The sequence below is a fragment of the Acinetobacter vivianii genome, assembly GCF_014635885.1.
Lineage (GTDB): Bacteria > Pseudomonadota > Gammaproteobacteria > Pseudomonadales > Moraxellaceae > Acinetobacter > Acinetobacter vivianii.
Window position 1 is genome coordinate 178,910 of record NZ_BMDR01000004.1, and the last position, 17,916, is coordinate 196,825.

The 17,916-nt window shown below is 41.9% G+C and carries 15 protein-coding genes; 5 read left to right on the top strand and 10 right to left on the bottom strand.

Annotated elements, in window-relative coordinates; translation table 11 throughout:
- Window positions 1-4: 4 nt before the first annotated feature.
- The 8 genes from IEV36_RS09775 to IEV36_RS09810 form a co-directional block, all read right to left on the bottom strand.
- Window positions 5-1,756: a tannase/feruloyl esterase family alpha/beta hydrolase gene (locus tag IEV36_RS09775; protein ID WP_005258690.1), complete on the bottom strand. Its 1,752-nt coding sequence runs from the start codon at window positions 1,754-1,756 to the stop codon at window positions 5-7.
- A gap of 33 nt (window positions 1,757-1,789) precedes the next feature.
- Window positions 1,790-2,179: a PaaI family thioesterase gene (locus tag IEV36_RS09780; RefSeq protein WP_005258689.1), complete on the bottom strand. Its 390-nt coding sequence runs from the start codon at window positions 2,177-2,179 to the stop codon at window positions 1,790-1,792.
- 40 nt (window positions 2,180-2,219) lie between these two features.
- Entirely contained in the window at window positions 2,220-2,756 is a 537-nt protein-coding gene (locus tag IEV36_RS09785; protein ID WP_005258688.1) for a DUF3237 domain-containing protein, read from the bottom strand.
- Window positions 2,757-2,813: 57 nt separating this feature from the next.
- Window positions 2,814-4,064, bottom strand: a complete 1,251-nt coding sequence (locus tag IEV36_RS09790; RefSeq protein WP_005258687.1) for an OprD family porin — start codon at window positions 4,062-4,064, stop codon at window positions 2,814-2,816.
- 82 nt (window positions 4,065-4,146) lie between these two features.
- The gene (locus IEV36_RS09795; RefSeq protein WP_005258686.1) at window positions 4,147-5,286 is read right to left on the bottom strand and encodes an acyl-CoA dehydrogenase family protein; all 1,140 of its coding nucleotides are present in this window, start codon (window positions 5,284-5,286) and stop codon (window positions 4,147-4,149) included.
- A gap of 74 nt (window positions 5,287-5,360) precedes the next feature.
- On the bottom strand, window positions 5,361-7,247 hold the full coding sequence (locus tag IEV36_RS09800) for a feruloyl-CoA synthase (RefSeq protein ID WP_171067991.1): 1,887 nt from the start codon (window positions 7,245-7,247) through the stop codon (window positions 5,361-5,363).
- Window positions 7,248-7,328: 81 nt separating this feature from the next.
- The gene (locus tag IEV36_RS09805; RefSeq protein WP_005258684.1) at window positions 7,329-8,780 is read right to left on the bottom strand and encodes an aldehyde dehydrogenase; all 1,452 of its coding nucleotides are present in this window, start codon (window positions 8,778-8,780) and stop codon (window positions 7,329-7,331) included.
- A gap of 37 nt (window positions 8,781-8,817) precedes the next feature.
- On the bottom strand, window positions 8,818-9,657 hold the full coding sequence (locus IEV36_RS09810) for a p-hydroxycinnamoyl CoA hydratase/lyase (RefSeq protein WP_171067703.1): 840 nt from the start codon (window positions 9,655-9,657) through the stop codon (window positions 8,818-8,820).
- A gap of 248 nt (window positions 9,658-9,905) precedes the next feature.
- Between IEV36_RS09810 and mhpT the strand changes: the two genes are divergently transcribed.
- The 3 genes from mhpT to IEV36_RS09825 all read left to right on the top strand — a co-directional run bounded on the left by mhpT (window position 9,906) and on the right by IEV36_RS09825 (window position 12,479).
- Window positions 9,906-11,138 (top strand): 3-(3-hydroxy-phenyl)propionate transporter MhpT, encoded by a 1,233-nt coding sequence (gene mhpT / locus IEV36_RS09815; protein WP_005258683.1) that lies wholly within the window; start codon window positions 9,906-9,908, stop codon window positions 11,136-11,138.
- Between the two features lie 70 nt (window positions 11,139-11,208).
- A complete protein-coding gene (locus IEV36_RS09820; RefSeq protein ID WP_005258681.1) occupies window positions 11,209-11,664 on the top strand; it encodes a MarR family winged helix-turn-helix transcriptional regulator in 456 nt (151 codons plus the stop codon).
- A 122-nt stretch (window positions 11,665-11,786) separates the two neighbouring features.
- Window positions 11,787-12,479 (top strand): GntR family transcriptional regulator, encoded by a 693-nt coding sequence (locus IEV36_RS09825; RefSeq protein WP_155757691.1) that lies wholly within the window; start codon window positions 11,787-11,789, stop codon window positions 12,477-12,479.
- 43 nt (window positions 12,480-12,522) lie between these two features.
- Here IEV36_RS09825 and IEV36_RS09830 read toward each other — a convergent pair whose 3' ends face one another.
- Window positions 12,523-13,467 (bottom strand): PDR/VanB family oxidoreductase, encoded by a 945-nt coding sequence (locus tag IEV36_RS09830; RefSeq protein WP_005258679.1) that lies wholly within the window; start codon window positions 13,465-13,467, stop codon window positions 12,523-12,525.
- Window positions 13,468-13,479: 12 nt separating this feature from the next.
- Window positions 13,480-14,556, bottom strand: a complete 1,077-nt coding sequence (locus IEV36_RS09835; protein ID WP_005258678.1) for an aromatic ring-hydroxylating dioxygenase subunit alpha — start codon at window positions 14,554-14,556, stop codon at window positions 13,480-13,482.
- Between the two features lie 519 nt (window positions 14,557-15,075).
- On the opposite strand from IEV36_RS09835, the gene IEV36_RS09840 reads away from it, so the two are divergent.
- Entirely contained in the window at window positions 15,076-16,422 is a 1,347-nt protein-coding gene (locus tag IEV36_RS09840; RefSeq protein ID WP_005258677.1) for an MFS transporter, read from the top strand.
- Between the two features lie 33 nt (window positions 16,423-16,455).
- Window positions 16,456-17,736, top strand: coding sequence for an OprD family outer membrane porin (locus IEV36_RS09845; protein ID WP_005258674.1), 1,281 nt, complete (start codon window positions 16,456-16,458; stop codon window positions 17,734-17,736).
- The last annotated feature ends 180 nt before the right edge of the window (window positions 17,737-17,916 follow it).

A 17,916-nucleotide genomic window follows, 5' to 3' on the forward strand; every position in this document is an offset into this window, starting at 1 on the left:
GGACTTATTTACAGCTAAAGTTTTCAGCTTTTTCGCTATCACCTTGACCATTGTAACGGGCAATCAGCGGGTAACGGCAAAGTGGGCGGGTGCGGTCTGGTGCCCAATCTTGCGGAAGTTCAGTATTCACTTCGCCACTTGGGTTGCCTGTACCGCGCGCAGTCGCAATGATACGGTCTGGTGCCTGTCCATATTCAACCCAGTTGACTAGAGTGGTTAAAGCATCAAATTGGTCAGTTGCAATGCCTCCACGGGAATGGTTCATGCCCGGAACTCTAAAGAAACGTGCAAATTCAGGTGCTGTGCCTTTTGCATCATTTTTATAGAGTTGTAGTAGTTGATCGTACCAATTTTGGGTGTCATCTACAGAGAAAACGCCGTCTGCTGTGCCTTGTATCACAATCATTTTTCCACCGTGATTACGGAGTTTATCCAGATTCAATTCATCGGGTGGTATCATGAATGACATCGAACTTTCGGTGTATACATCATTGGTTGCCGATAGTTTTGGATAGTCGGTATCGAAGTTAAAATTAAAGGCAAATTGTCTAGAGTTTTGCGTTACGGTTGGGTCTGGTGGGACTTGAAAAAGAATGCCGACTGCAACAGGATCACGCGCTGTGCCTACCGAAGATTCAAATTTCCAGCTTGCCCAGTTACTACCGACTAAACCAGGGTCGAAAGGCTGGGTTGCATAGAGTGCTTGTCCAGCCGAATTTATAGGACCACGGTAAATGTTGGCTAATACATCAATTTGTTCGGTGCTTAAACAAGTACCATCTCTTGTGCTTGAGCAAACGGGGACATCTTTGTGAATATCAAAAGCCGTACGGCAAGCCTCAACATCTTGAACCAATCCATCAGCAATACCGTCTAGCGCATCGCATCGATCTAAAATCGCTTTTGCTAAAACCTTACGTTCTGAAAGGGTAAGGGAGGTACTTAGATCATTTTCATCTGTTGCGACACGACGAAGTTGCTGCGCCGTATAGAGTTGAGCCGCGGCTGCACGAGGTAAGTGAAAACCCGGTGTACTTGCTAAAATTCCATCATATTGGTCGCCCAAACGAGTTGCTGCAATCATGGCATGACGGCCGCCGTTCGATGTACCGCCTGCATAGGAGCGATCTGGCAATTTACCATATGCTGTTTTAATTAGGTTTTTTGCCATAGGCGTGAGTTTGGTAATCGCACCGTAGCCGTAGTTAATTCTGGCTTGAGGGTCTAAACCAAACATTGGATTTTGTGAAGCGTTATGTCCAGCATCAGAAGAAATAACAGCAAAACCATCATGCAGAGCATTAGTGAGTGGACCGCCGCTGCCGACCTGACCCGTTGCAGGCACTAAGTTACCATCGGTTCCACCATTGCCTTGATAGAGAAAACGGCCGTTCCAATCAACAGGTAAGCGCATTTCAAAACCAATTTGATAGGCTTGTCCATCGACTGGGCTTACACGTTGGTCTATATAACCTTTGACTAAACAATGAGCGCCAATCGGTTTGTTGGCGACAGTCAATGTGCCTGCTTCTTGAAGGGTAGCTGAGCTAATGACCGTATTGTTGTATTGAAATCCGAGTAGGTCGGAACAGCTTCCTGTCATTTTTACCCCAACAGCAGGAGACAACTGCGGTGGTTTCGTTGTTGAGGGAATCGTTGTTTCATCATTATCACTTCCACAGCCTGCCAAAGAACCAAGCATGGCAAGTACTAAAGCGGAGTGAGTCAAAATTCGTTTCTTGTTGGTGTAATTCATTTATTCATATCCTTATTGAATGAATGGTCGCAATTAATCTAAAACCAGAAAATTAGCTGTGCTTCGTGCAATCATTTTGTTGTTTTGCCAAGCTTCACTTTCGAGATTCAGTACGGTTTTGCCTTGTTTAATGAATCGGCATTTTGTAATGACTTCACCCACAGCACAGGGCCTTAAAAAATCCATCGTTAAGTTAATGGTAGTGGCTGGTTTATTATCATTGGCGAGATATGCAAAAAGTCCCATCACGTCATCAAGCATGGCGCAGATCATGCCGCCTTCAATGGTGCCGCGTGGATTGGTAAAGCTTTCTAGCGCTGTGTAGTGGATGGTGAGTTCAGTATTTTTTTCATTCCAATGAATATTATGTCCACCCAAATGGTGATGGATGGGGGGTAAGTGTTCTAAAGTTCTTTGATCCATAATCAAGGCTCCATCCTTTTTATCAGTGTTATAAAAATTATTATTTCAGGGTATAGGCATCATAAATAACCGCTTTGCCCAAACGCATGGCACTACCTACCGCAACGGTCTGGTTAAGCCATGAGTATTTAGGTGAGCTGGTTTCAAACTGCATGGTAATTTTGAAATAGTAATTTTTCGGGTCGACATCTTTGCCTTGAGCAAGCTGTTTTAGTGTTTCTGCCGAGCCATGTCGGTAACCTTTGGTTTGAAGATAAATAAGTGCACCGTCATCGGTTTCTAACAAATATCGCGTATCAATAATGGCTAGTCCTTTACTGTCGACAATTTGCCAATCTGCGCCATTATTTAAAATGCGGCCCTTAAGTGATTTCCCTGCAAATGTCCCACCTGTAATAGGAATAATTCGGCGTTTACCTGCATCACTGGTGGTACCTAATTCCCAAACAGGTGCATTCAGATCAACACTAAATTTTGCTAAAGGCTCAAGTTGAATGGGTGGTGGGCTATATTGCGTTTCGGCATGAGTCAGGGCAATCAGACTCATTCCGCAGAGTAGTGTTACAACTTTCTTCATGATGAATTTCCCGAAATAAAAAGAGGTTCTATCTGTGACAGAACCTCTGGTTTTGGATTATTTAAATTTCCATGTGTAGTCGATGTTGATGCGGGTTTCGTTTACAGGTTTGATGTTGGCTGTAGAGAGCATGTTGTTGTCATAAATGGCATAGCGCGCGCGTAACCCTAGATTTTTCAACCAGCCACTTTGAACGGTGTAACCTAAATCAAAGTCTGTTTCGCGTTCTTTTAAATTGGTTCCGCCTAAGTTGGGTGCATAAATATTGTGACCTGTGGTGTAACGGGTCATAAAACGTAAACCTGGTACATAATCTTTAAAGTCATATTCATAACGGAAGCTATAGGCTTTCTCTTTTGGGTTTAAAAACTCACCTGGCCATGTATCAATAAGAAGTCCGGTTTCACCTCCAGTCAAATACGGAAAGGCAGTGTCGCCGTGGTGTTGGAAAGTCCCGAAAATAAATTTATGGTTTTGATGTTTGAGTTCGAAATGCGCATGATAAAGGTCATTATCGACTAAGCCTGCTTTTGCTTGTCCGTCATCTCGGCTGCGGTAATAACGTAATTGTGAACTCAGATTGGTGCTGTCATTAATTTTATATTGGTGTAATACACCGACCAGAGTCTGATTATATAGATCATCAACATCCATATAAAAAGCGGTGAGCTTGAATGCTGGATTGAGTTGATAGTTCCCGCCTAAATAATAGAGCCCATCGGTTTCAGCACCTTTGAAACGTCCATTCACCCCTGAAATTTTAATTTTTTCGTAGTCGGTCGAATCACGATGATTCACTTTATCGAGATAGGCTGCCTGTAAGTCGAAGTCTTTAATATCTTTACTGGTCAGTGAAATACCTCGATAGGTCTGAGGAAGCAAACGAGCAGGTGAAGCCACTAGAACAGGGTTCATCGGCATGAGCGTACCGATGCGTAGCTCGGTCTGGCTCATTTTGGCTTTTGCGGTGACCCCAATTTCTCCATAAGAATCGGCGGGTTCATTGGTGACCGCATTTCTGAGTAAATTGCCAGTACCAGCATGTTCGGCATCGGCATCCAGTTTAAAACCTGCCGTTGCCAGTACATCCAACCCAAAACCGATTGTCCCTTCGGTATAACCTGAGTTGGCTTTGAGAATAAACCCTTGCGTCCAGTCCTTGGCGGCGGGGTAAGCGGATTGCTCTTTATAGTCACGGTCAAAATAGAAATTCCGTGTGGTGAGTTCTACTGAACTGTTATCAATAAAACTGCCCGCCCAGACCGAGCCTGAGAGCATAAGGGTAGAGTACATCCATAATTTCGACATCGCATTTCTTCCTGAAATATCATTTTTTTGTTTTCAATAAGGCATGATTGTTCTGTCTGCCTTATTTGGTTTTTAAATCGAATTATTTTCCGAGCAGTTCTCGGGCCACGATTTCCTTCATAATTTCATTGGTTCCCCCATAAATTTTCTGTACCCGTGCATCCACAAAAAAGCGCGAAATCGGGTATTCCTGCATGTAACCGTAGCCGCCAAAAAGCTGAAGTAACTGATCAATCACTTTACATTGAACATCGGTAATAAAGCATTTCAATGCGGCAACTTGGGTTACGCTTAAATGGTGTTGTTGATATAGCGCTGCACATTGATCTACAAAGGCTTGAGCAGCCTTTGCTTTGATTTGTGCGTTTGCGAGTACAAAGCGCGTGTTTTGCATTTGACTTAACGGTTGTCCGAAAGCTTTACGTTCCAATACATAGTCTTTGGTGATTTCAATAGCCCCCAAAATTGATCCCAAAGCCATCATAGAAATGCTCAAACGTTCGCGAGGTAGCTCTTGCATTAAATAGGCGAAACCTTGTCCTTCTTCACCCAAACGCTGAGTTGTAGGCACACAGACATCATCAAAAAACAGTTCAGCTGTATCTTGGGCATGCAGCCCGATTTTTTGTAAAGAGCGGCCTTTTTTAACACCGTCTAAATCAGCATCCACTAAGAAAATTGAAATACCTTTTGCTTTAGCTTGAGGATCAGTTTTTGCTACCAAAACGATCAGATCGGCATGTAATCCATTTGAGATAAAAGTTTTTGAACCATTAATACGGTAGTGGTCATTTTCTAAAATAGCTTGAGTGCGGATAGCCTGTAAGTCTGAACCGGCATTGGCCTCTGTCATGGCAATTGCAGTGACGACTTCGCCTGCCACCATTTTGGGTAGCCAATAAAGTTTTTGCTCTTCGGTTCCAATATTTTGTAGGTAAGGAGAAACCAACTCATTTTGCCCACCGATGGCAACCGCTAAAGACGCAAAGCCCGCTTGAGCAGTTTCTTGAACTAGCATGAGTGAGTAATGAACAGGAGCGCCGTAGCCGCCATATTCCTCGGGCACATCAACACACAAAAAGCCATTTTCCCCAAGACGAAGCCATAGATCCCGTGGGATAAGGCCATCGTGTTCCCACTGTTCGTAATACGGAGCAACCTGTTCTTTTAAGAACCTACGGTAGCTATCCCGAAATAGTTCAAATTCTGTATCGTGTGGCATGTTGAACCTTTTTTAGGCAAAAGTGGGGCTAAGGCTCAAACCGAAGTTTGAGCTTCCTTTTTTATTTCAATTGCTTATTGCTTTAAGGTGGGTACGCGAATAATCAGCGGGTTATCAGTCTGTTTTTGATAAAGTTCATCAATGAAAGCGGCACGACGCTTGGTAATATTACTTTGATTGAGGTTGCCTTTATCGGTCACTTCGCCTGCATCGAGTTGAGGTGGCTCGGTCATTAAATAAAGCATTGAGACTGTATTTGAGCTACCAGTCGCATCTTTATTAAAGGTCGTTAAAAATTGGCGGAACCATTGCTGAACTTTAGGATGCTGTAGTATCTCTGCTGGAGAATGTTCGCTCAGCTTAAGACCAGCTTGTTGAGCACACGCGTCTAGTTTTGGAAAAATCAGAAAACCAACCGCATTTAGGTTTGAACCTGTAATGCAAACATCTTGAACCAGTAAATTACCTTGAATGAGTACTTTGTTGCGTAATGTGCCGACATTTACAAAAGTACCCGTATTGAGTTTAAAGTCTTCAGCAATTCGTCCGTCATACATGAGACCTTTAGTCGGATCATTGATATCGACTAAATGAACAGCATCACCCGTATGGAAAAAGCCTTCATCGTCAAACACAGTGCTTTGCTGGTCTGCCTTTAAGCGCCAATAGCCTTTCATGACATGTTTGCCACGCACACAAAACTCTAGTTTGTCACCACATGGCACTAACTTAATTTCACAGCCCGGTGCAGGGTAGCCAATAAAGCCTGCCATCACGCGTGGGCCAGTCGTGAATGCACAAGAGGGAGCAGTTTCAGTCATGCCCAATCCGCTCATGATGCGAATTTTTTCTCCGCAATGTTGCTGAGCAATTTTATCGAGTCTGTTCCAGCCCGCTTCTGAAAGCGCCGCACCTGCAAAGAATAAAATTTTAACTTTTGCAAAAAAGCTGTCTCTTAATTCTTCATCTTTTTCTAAGGCTTCGGTGAGTTCTTCCCAACCTTTTGGCACATTTAAATAAACGGTCGGAGAAATTTCCTTGAGGTTACGAATGGTTTCGTCAAATTTTCCTGCAACGGGTTTGCCATCATCAATGTAAATCGTACCGCCGTTATAGAGTGCGATACCGATATTGTGACTGCCGCCAAATGTGTGGTGCCAAGACAGCCAGTCCAGTAGGACAGGTGGCGTTTCTTCAAACTCAGGGAAAGTCTGTAATAGCATTTGCTGATTAACACACAACATTAAATGCGTGGTCGGTACAGCTTTAGGTAATTTGGTTGAACCTGACGTAAATAAGAATTTGGCAATCTGGTTTTCATCAAGGCTTTGATAAAACTCTTGAACATTTGAAACAGGCGTATCTAACAGTGATTGAAAAGATGTGCAGATCTGATCACCTACTATTCCTTTATTGGTCACTACTTCAATGTCGGATGTAGTACATGCCTGAATCGCTTTGGCAAAAGCTTGTCCATCGCTGGCATAGACCATACCAGGTGTAAGCACTTCAAACACATGTTTGAGTTTGCCAAAGTCTTGAGAAATCAGAGAGTAGGCAGGGGAAATAGCCGAGAAAGGCACACCCGCCAGCATGGCAGCCATAGAGAGTGTTAAATGTTCGAGATCATTACCACTTAAAATGACCAGAGGTCTTTCTTGGCTTAACTTACGTTCATGTAAAGCCTGAGCAATGTGCCATGCACGTTGTAAAACTTCTGCATAACTCAGTTTGACCCATTCGCCTTGAGCATTGCGTTTTGCTGCAAAAATATGGTCTGGTTTGGTTTGTGCAAAATGAATTAACCGATCTGTCAATTTTTGTGGATACGGTTTTAATTGCTCTTTTGGGCTGATATAGAGCGTGTCATCTTTATGGTGATAATGAATATGGTGTTGCCCTAATTTTACGAACCGTTCGCGGTCTTGTGATTGAGTGGCATTCATTTGCATTTCTTTCACTCCATGGGGAAGCGCATCACTGCGCTTTATCTTTTTTGCATCATGCAATTTTTATTTAATGTATTGTCCGCATTGACCCGACTAAATCGGGTAATGACGTGATTGGGTCTGAATGGTAATCCAGCGTAGTTCGGTAAATTCGGCAACAGAGACTTTACTACCAAAACGTCCGTAACCACTCGATTTGGTTCCGCCAAATGGCATTTGAGCTTCGTCATGTACGGTTGCGCCGTTAATATGACAAATACCCGAATCAATTTGTTGAGCCACTTCCAGTGCTTGCGAAATATTTTGACTAAACACTGCCGAAGAAAGGCCGAACTCGCTGTCATTCGCCAGTGCTACACCTTCTTCAATGCTTGAAAAACGTTGAACTGTGCATACAGGCCCAAATGATTCTTCGCGGTAAAGCAGCATGTCAGGTTTAATATTGAGCACCAGCGTTGGTTGCATGGTGGTGTCTTCAATATGGATGCCTAAAGGTAAGTCAGCACCTTTGTTTTGAGCATCTTCCAGCAAATGCTGAATACGGTTTGCAGCACGGCGACTTTCTAAAACACCGAGGACATTGTTTTTTGAGGTTGGATTACCTGCTTGAATAGAGCGGGTTTTTTCAATCAGTTTTTCAATAAATTGGTCGGCAATATTGTCTTGAACCAAAACACGTTCGGTCGACATACAAATTTGCCCCTGATTAAAGAACGCTCCAAAAGCGACTGCATTTACGGCTTCATGAATATCAGCTTCATTTAAAACCACAACAGGGGCTTTGCCACCAAGTTCAAGCAAAACTGGTTTTAAATATTTTGCAGCAGTCTCGGCAATAATTTTTCCGACTTTGGTTGAACCCGTAAAATTAATGCGTTTGACGGCTGGATGAGACACTAGGCGCTCCACGATTTGTGGTGCATCTTCGGCGGCATGCGTAATCACATTTACCACACCTTCGCCAAGACCGGCTTCATATAATACTTCACCAATGAGACGATGTGTTGCTGGGCAAGCTTCAGATGCTTTTAACACAACGGTGTTGCCACAAGCCAAAGGCATGGCAAGCGCACGCGTTGCCAAGATGACAGGTGCATTCCAAGGTGCAATTCCTACAATCACACCGCAAGGAACTCGTACACCCATCGCAAGATTACCCGGCACATCTGACGGAATCAGACTTCCGTCAATTTGTGTGGTCATAGCTGCGGCTTCACGTAACATGTTGGCAGCAAGGTGAACGTTAAACCCATACCATGTCGCAGTTGAACCTGTTTCTTGCATTCCAGTTTCAATGAATTGCTCGGTCTTTTGGTCCATTAAATCGGCTGCTTTTAACAAACGTAAGCGACGTTCGGTAGGCGAGAGTTTCGACCATATTTTAAAAGCTTGTTGTGCCGAGTCTATTGCACGGTCAACATCTTCCAATGTTGCAGCAGCGGCTTTCGTTGCCACTGATCCATCAATGGGGCTAATACGCTCAAACGTTGCCTGATTTGATGCATCAACAGCTTGACCGTGAATAAGTAACTGTACATTTTGCATGGGTTGTGTCCTTACATTGCCATTAGAGAATCAAAAGTTAACCAGTACGTTTATAGCTCTGTAAACCCGGTTTAATTGATTTTTCATCTAAAAATTGTTTCAAACCTTCTTGGCGACCATTTTCTGTATCGCGGTGGATACATTGATCAAGTTTGGCATATAAGTAGTCTTCGTTTTGGTCCCAAGTGAGTTCACGGCAACGCTTAAAGCCATTTTTAGCGGTACGAAGAACCACAGGGTTTTTCTCAAGTAGACAGTTTGCAAGCTCGGTCACTTCAGCTTTTAGCTGTTCAAGCGGTACGCTTTTATTCACAAGCCCCATGGTTTCAGCTTCTTTACCACTAAAGGTTTTACCCGTCATGATGTAGTACAAAGAGGCACGGTGACCAACAGTGTCTGCCATTGCTTTGCTTACAAGGTTACCCGGTGGGATCCCCCAGTTAATTTCAGATAAACCGAAAGTTGCTTCATCTGCTGCAATTGCGAGGTCACAAGCCACTAAAGGTGAAAAACCACCTCCAAAACACCAGCCATTGACCATTGCAATGGTTGGTTTTGAATACATGCGAAGAAGTTGCCACTGCCAACGGCATGAGTCGCGGCGAATACGTTCTTGATAAATTTCTGGTTGAGTATCGACTTCACGGAAATATTCCTTTAAGTCCATACCTGCTGTCCAAGAATCACCTGCACCTGTCAACACAAGTACACGTGCATCTTGATCAAGTTCTATGGCTTCAAGCACATCAATCATTTCACGATTGAGTGTCGGGCTCATGGCATTTTTCTTTTCTGGGCGGTTTAGTGTTACCCATGCAATTCCATCTTCAACTTTAACATCTACTGTTTCCCAGCGGTTTTCATAACTCATCTTCATACTCCTTGAATGATTTTTTGCGGTTCTGGGATTTAATTTAATATCAGTTAAACTTACATTCAAGTCTTTTTTATAGAATTTCATAAATATTTTATAATTCATTGTATTTTAAATACTAATTAATTTTACTGATGATTTGATATAAAAATATGTTGATTTTTTAGTAAGTTTAACTGATATTTTTGATGTGTTTAAACAATAATACACAAAGGGCTAAATGGAACGACTAGTCAATAAGGGATAACACAATGGAAAAGATATTAGGACAGTCTGCAAGGGCAAAAATCACGTTGCTATTATGCTTTGCAATAGCAATTTTTGAAGGTTTTGATCTTCAGTCAATGGGGGTGGCCGCCCCACGAATGCGGGCTGAGTTTATGTTAGACAATGGCCAGATGGCGTGGGCATTTAGTGCTGCAATTTTAGGAACACTACCAGGTGCGATATTAGGTGGCAGATTTGCCGATATTGTCGGGCGTAAGAAAATTCTGATTTTTAGTATTTTACTTTTTGGAATTATGTCTTTGCTAACGGCTTATGCTGCTAACTTTAGTTTGCTGTTACTCATTCGTTTTTGTACTGGTTTAGGAATGGGTGGAGCACTTCCGATGATGATTACACTGGCATCTGAAGCTGTACCCGATAAATATAAAGGGACCGCGGTAAGTATTATGTACAGCGGTATTCCTTTCGGTGGATTACTCACCTCTGTTGTTGCCATGTCGTTGGCTGGCGATGCAGAGTGGCGTCATATTTTCTATATTGGTGGAATTGCGCCTATTTTACTCATTCCACTGATTATGCGCTTTTTGCCTGAGTCAAATGATTACCTACAACGTAAAGGTCAAGCGCAAAAAACCACGCCATTTTTGGAAGTTTTATTTGCGAAAGAACGTCGGATGTCGACGATTCAGCTTTGGGTCAGTTTTTTCTGTACGCTCGTTGTACTGTATTTCTTGTTGAATTGGTTGCCGTTACTGATGGGCGCGCAAGGCTTATCGAAACTTCAGGCAAACTATGTACAGATGGGCTACAACGTTGGCGGAATTTTAGGTTCGATTCTTATGGGGGTATTGCTGGATAAATTACGCATGAGCTTTGTGATTAAACTGATTTATCTCGGCATTTTATTTTCGCTTTGTTGTTTAGCAATTTCTCCAACAGTGGCTTTACTGGCACTTTCGGCAGTGGGTTGCGGCTTATTTATTGTGGGTGGACAATCGGCGTTGTATGGTCTGGCTGCCATGTATTATCCAACCGAAATGCGTGGAACTGGAGTAGGTGCGGCAGTTGCAATTGGCCGTATTGGTTCTTTTGCAGGGCCTTTAATGGCTGGTTTTTTACTCTCGCTTGGACAAAGCTCGACCATCGTGATTGGTTCAAGCATTCCAGTGATTTTAATTGCAGCGATCTCTGCATTACTTCTTGTCAAAAAACCTAAACAGCCTGTACATTTAGTACAAAGCTCAGGTGCTCGCTAAGTTTTAACGAAAGTATGGGGTTAGAACCTCATACTTTCATTACAGATTTTCTTATGATGATTGAAAGGTTATGGTACGTTCGAATTTAGTTCAAAAAAAAGTAGAAGATGAGCCAAAGTTAAGTTACATGATTGCTCGTGTTGATCGAATTATTAGTAAACATTTAACAGAACATTTAAAAGAGCTTGAGATTACCTTGCCGCAATTTACTGCACTTTCTGTTTTAGCTTCAAAAAGTAATTTATCCAATGCCAAGCTTGCTGAGCGATCTTTCATAAAGCCGCAATCGGCCAACAAAATTTTGCAAGATTTACTGGTGAATGGCTGGATTGAGAAAAAACCTGACCCAACACATGGTCGCCGTATTTTAATTACGCTGACCGAAAGCGGTATTGATAAGCTCAATAAATGCAACGAAGTGGTTTCAAAAGTTGAGGAAAAAATGCTGGAGGGTATTGATATCAATTTGGCTTATTTAATTCGTAATAACCTCGAGATTATGGTGAATAATCTTAAAAATCTTTGAACGAATGTCAGTTGTAAATTAATTTTTAAACTTAATAAAAATGCTTAAGCACTGATTCACACAGAAAATTTATTTCATTTTACAAATGAACTTGCTAGCATCGAAGTGACGTTTTTGGTGATGTGTGGCAGCGAATGTCTTCAGGACAACAAGTTTTACTTAAACTAAGAAAAATGATTATTTCAGGGGAACTTGAAGGCGGTGCCAGAATTGCCGAAATTCCGACTGCCGAGTTACTTGGTGTTTCAAGGCAGCCTGTTCGTATTGCCTTTCGCTTGCTCGAGCAAGAAGGCCTCCTCATTAAAAACCCGACTCGTGGTTACACGGTTCGTGAAATTTCAGAACAACTTGTTCATGATGCGCTTGAAGTGCGTGGTGTGTTGGAAGGATTAGCTGCGAAAACTTTGGCAGAACAAGGCTTAAATGAAGAACAAAAAAAGACGTTGCAACATTGCATTCAAGAAACTGAAAAACTTTTTAATGAAACAGACGAGTTTGGTGATGCTGAATTAGAATGTTATCATCATTTTAACGTCATTTTTCATGACACCATTATTGAGGGTGCGCAAAACGTCGCACTCATACAAGCTTTAGCAAAAAACAATCAGCTACCAATGGCTTCTGCTCAAGCCATTACCTATGACCAGAATCAAGCTTTGTCTGAATATCGCCGTTTGCACTATGCACATTTGCAGCATTGTTCGATTTTTGATGCGTTGGTACATCGTCAGGCAGGGCGTGCTGAAACCTTAATGCGTGAGCACAGTAGTGTAGTGATTTTGGGTGAAACGCTCAGAAATGTTCTCAGCGCTTAAGATGAAATAAGTTCCTTTATGTTTGAATAAAGGAACTTGAAAATTAAAGCTCAATCACAAGATTTTTAGTTTTTGCACGAGAACAGCAGGGCGTAAATTGGTCGTTCAAAGCATGTTCCTCATCGGTCATAAATAGATCCCGATGATCAGGTGTACCTTCTACAACGCGAGTAATACAGGTGCCACAAATGCCTTGTTCACATGAAACAGGAATATCAAAACCATTTGCAATTAATGCCTCAGTAGCAGTCTGCTCTGGTAATACTTCAATTCGACGGCCCGTACCTTTCACTTCAATAGTAAAAGCTTCATCGTTAGTCGTATCTACTTTTTGCGCGACAAAATGTTCTTGATGTAACTGTTCATTGTGCCAGCCAGCCTGTTCGGCTGAGCTCATGACAAACTGCATAAATCCTGTTGGACCGCACACATATAAGTGTCTATCTGGTGAATTCTGACCTAAAACCTCTGCCATATTACATTCGGTATCTGGCTGATCTTGAATATGAAAATGGACTCGGTCACCAAAGTGCTCGGTTAAGTTGCCATAGAAGGCAATCATTTCATGGCTACGAACAAAGTAATGCAATTCGAAAGGAAGATTGGCCGACTTAAGCCGATACGCCATCGACAAAATAGGGGTAATACCAATACCACCCGCAAATAAAACCGCCTGTTTTGTTTGAGAATGAATTTCAAATAAATTACGCGGTTCACCAATTTTTAAATGGTCGCCTTCGCGGTATTCAGTGTGGATGCAGCGTGAGCCACCGCGTGAATTGGCATCATGTAAAACGCCAATCACATAACGGTGCTTTTCAGTGCAGCAGTTTGAAAGTGAATATTGGCGGGTGAGACCGTTTTTCAGATGCACATCAATATGCGCACCTGCTCCAAAACTCGGCAGCTCCGTACCATTTGCTGCAACCAATTCAAATGCACGAATAGTCGGGGTGAGCTGGTGAATTTTTTGAATAATAACGTCCATGTTCATGCTCCTTTAAATAATCCGAATGTTTGGAAACTTCTGTACGGACGTTTCAGGAGGTGTTTTATTTTCTTCGGCAAGCAGTCGCTCAATCACCTTACGAGACTGTACACCGCCTGCATCGATGTTGAGCATGAGTAATTTGCGATGTGGATTGTTTAAAATATTTTGCTGCTGTTGCTCAAGCATTTCTAAATCTTCAGTAAAGATTTTGCCTTGGCCTTCACGAATTTGATCGGTGAGTTCAGTATTATCTGGCTGGAAGTTACGTGCCATTCCCCAGAAATACCAATGTGAGGTTTCAGTTTCTGGCGTAATAAAATCGACCACGATTGAAGAAACCTTCTTGTCACTTGGCGCTTGATAACCACCATGCCCAGCATGTGCGACACCCACTTCAATATGCACATTACTTGGCGCAAAGAAGTGACAACGTTGCCAGCGGTCAACAGGTACATCATCTGCCAAGTGATTGCCGCGAAGGGCCATTTGCCAAAATGGAGGTGCGATCACATTTTCCATGTAGCGTTCGGTAACCACATGGTCGCCGTCAACTTTAGTGACAGGTAATGATTCATCAATCTCTTTTTGTCCGATGCTGCTCGAGTGCACATAGGTCTCGTGGGTTAAATCCATCAGGTTATCGACCATCAGGCGATAGTCACACTGAATATGAAACAGGCCTCCGCCATAGCTCCATTCAGGATGATCTGCCCATTCTAAAGTTGGCAGTTTTGCTTCATCAGCTAAGGCTTTCTCACCCGGCCATATCCAAATAAAACCGAACTTTTCGACCACTGCATATGCTTTGTTGCAAGGGAAACCATTGACACGTTGGGCTGGCATTGAAACAGTCTTTCCATCACAGCCCATGACTAAACCATGATAACCACATACAAGGTTGCCATCTTCGACATAGCCCAATGAAAGTGGGGCGCCGCGATGGGGACAAAAATCTTCAACGGCTGTAACTTGGTTTTCTTTACCGCGATAAAAAACAATTTTTTCACCACAGATGGTGCGACCTAATGGTTTGTCTTGGATTTCTTCTGGACGGCAGGCAACATACCAAGCATTTTTAATAAACATTGTGACGACTCCTTATCACTTATTGGATCCAATTTATAATAAATAAAAATATTGGTCAATTGATAGGCAGTCTTTTTTTTACAAAATATTGTTATTTGGAGTTGAAGATAGTGTGTATTTTTATTGCTAATAAAGACTTTTTTATTCCTTTTGAGTTTTTGGGAGAAAATTTTATTGGTTTTTATTTGGATCCATTTTTGTATGATTGAAGGCTGAATTGGATCTCATATTTGGAATTGTGGTAAGGAAAATAGGTAATGCTTTATGGATCCATATTTTTTGTTTCCATAATTATAAATAAATTATAATTATGTTTTTTCAGTTGCTTAATTTTGATTTAATTAAATTTAAAAAATATTGTTGATTTTTTGGATCCAAATATTCAGTATAGAAAAAGAGCAGGATGCTCAAAAAACAAATATTCCTCTAGGTCATTATGGATACGGATATGCATAACCACCCAATCGCTTTTGTCGGCAATGTCGTGTGTATCTCTTATCCACATTGGGAGATACACAAATGGAAAGAGATGTTCTAAGTGAGATCAATCAAAACAACATGAGCCGTTATCAATGGTTCGTCATTTTGATCTGTATTTGTCTCAATATTATTGATGGCTTTGATGTGATGGTGATGGCATTTACTGCGCCGTCCGTGTCAGCAGAATGGTCACTTTCAGGTGCACAAATTGGCTTGTTACTCAGTTCAGGCCTTTTTGGAATGGCTGCTGGTTCAATTTTTCTCGCACCGTTAGCCGATAAAATCGGTCGCCGTTTACTTATCTTAGTTTGTCTTGTAATTGCAGGTCTGAGCATGTTGGGCTGTGCTTTTGTACAAAGTCACGGCATGTTGGCAGCACTTCGCTTTATTACTGGAATCGGGGTGGGGGGTATTCTTGCAAGTAGTAATGTACTGGCAAGTGAATATGCCAATGCTCGCTGGCGCAGTCTTGCAGTGAGTTTAATGTCTACAGGTTATGGAATTGGTGCGACACTTGGCGGGGTACTATCACTGGCATTGATTGAGCATTTAGGTTGGCGCTCAATCTTTTTAGCAGGAGGGGTTACTACCATTGCAATGCTGCTAATCAGCGCATGGTTATTACCTGAATCTTTAGATTATTTATTGGCGAAGCGACCAAAACAGGCACTCGAACGCATTAATATAACGGTAAATCGTATGGGGCTTAACCAACTACCCGTTATGCCACGTTATGAAAAAATCAGTACGCAAAATGGCAGTGAACTCAGCAAATTATTTACAGGACAACTTGGATTTCAAACACTTTGTCTTTGGTTCGCCTTCTTTTTAGTGATGTTTGGCTTTTACTTTGTCATGAGCTGGACACCCAAAATTCTTATTTCAATGGGGATGTCGCCAGAACAAGGCGTAAGTACTGGTATTTTAATTAGTATTGGTGGAATTTTCGGGGCGGCTATTATTGGTTTATTGGCATCACGCATGAAAATTTTCTATGCCTTAAGTCTATTTTTAGGACTTACTTCGGCATGTGTTTTTCTCTTTGTGGCAGTCTCATCTCAAGTTAGCATCGCTCTCATGGTGGGGTTATTACTCGGTACACTGATTAATGGTTGTGTCGCAGGTTTATATTCGATTTCTCCAACAATTTATGATGCCGAAATTCGTAGTCGTGGCGTGGGCTATGCCATTGGTTTTGGACGAATTGGGGCAATTTTATCGCCAACGGTTGCAGGTATTTTCCTAGATAAAGGTATAGCACCCGCAACACTTTATGCTTATTACGGTGTGGTCTTTATTTTAGCCATTTTCCTGATTTTAAGTTTGAGTAATGCTTTTTACCGAAATAAGAAAGAGCCAGATTACGCACTTAAAACAGCGCCTTAAACCCTTAAAAAAATTAAATAGTTGAGATAAAAAATGAAAACGACACCATTGTGGGTGGGGGTATGCTTGTGCCCGTTATTAAGTCAAATTGTGCATGCCGAGTTTATTGCAGACAGTAAAGCTGAGCTGACACTACGTAATTTTTACTTTGACCGAGACTATAAAAAAGACCCATATCCGTACACAGCAGCCAGAGATTGGGCGCAGGGTTTAATTTTTAAAGGACAGTCTGGTTATAGCGAAGGGACAGTTGGCTTCGGTGTTGATGTGCTGGCAATGGCTGGTTTTAATCTGATGGGAAATCGGGCGGATGACTATGCGCGTAGTGGCTTACTCCAAGTCAATACCGATAACTCACGTGACGATTACTATGGGAAAATCGGCATTACAGGGAAAGCGAAATTTAGAAAAAATGAGCTTTTTGTGGGCGATCTGGTTCCGCAATTGCCGACTATATTCTCATCGCCAGCACGTTTATTTCCGCAGACTTATCGTGGTATCCGTTTTGTTTCAAATGAAATTCCAAATCTTCAACTCGAAGGTTTTTATGTTGATGAAGTACGTCAACGTGATTCGATTCGTTTTACCGATGTCGGAACAGACAATATCAACCATCGTTTTGACAAAGCGGCAACTACCGATTCTTTTTATACCTTAGGAGGAAGCTATCAGTTAAAGGATTACCGTTTACGGGCTTATCATGCTGAGCTGAAAGACATTTACCAGCAACAATTTTTGGGCTTTAACGGCAAACAGCCTTTAAATGATCAGCTTAACTTTTTAAGTGACGTGCGCTTTTTTAATAGTGAAGAAGCTGGAAATAAAAAAATAGGAGAGGTCGATAACCGACATATGAGTGGTTTATTTGGTTTAAACTATCAAGATCATACGGTTTCTTTGGGTTACATGCAGTCGTTTGGCTCAACAGGTCTGCCGTTTTTGTCGGGAACAGAAAGTCCAGTTGTGCTTGATTTTATGAGCTCAGACTATTCAAATAAAGATGAAAAAGTCTATTCGATACGTTATGAATATGACTTTAAAAATGCGCGAGTAGGTGATGTTTCGTTAAATGGGCTACGCTTTATGACCCGCTATGCCAAAGGTGAAGACATTGATTTGTTGCAATACGGCGATCAGCGTTTTAAAGAGGAGTCAATGGAATTTGATTTGGGTTATAAAATTCCAGAAGGCAAGTTAAAAGGTTTGGGAATGCGGGCTCGCTTTTCTCATTATCGCAATGATATGCCCACTAATATGACTTTCCATTCCACCAATGAAACACGCTTGAATATTGACTATAGCTTTAAGTTTTAATGTCTTGCGCTAGTCGTCTTTAATTTCATAAAAGAAGCTTGGGATTGGAACTCCACAGTATTTGAGCGAGGTTGTGGAGTTCTGATCCCTTTTATTACACCTAAACACCTCTATTCCCTCACTTAAAACCTACTTCTCATTTAGCACAGCTTATTGGCATCCACAGCCAAGTGTTTGGCG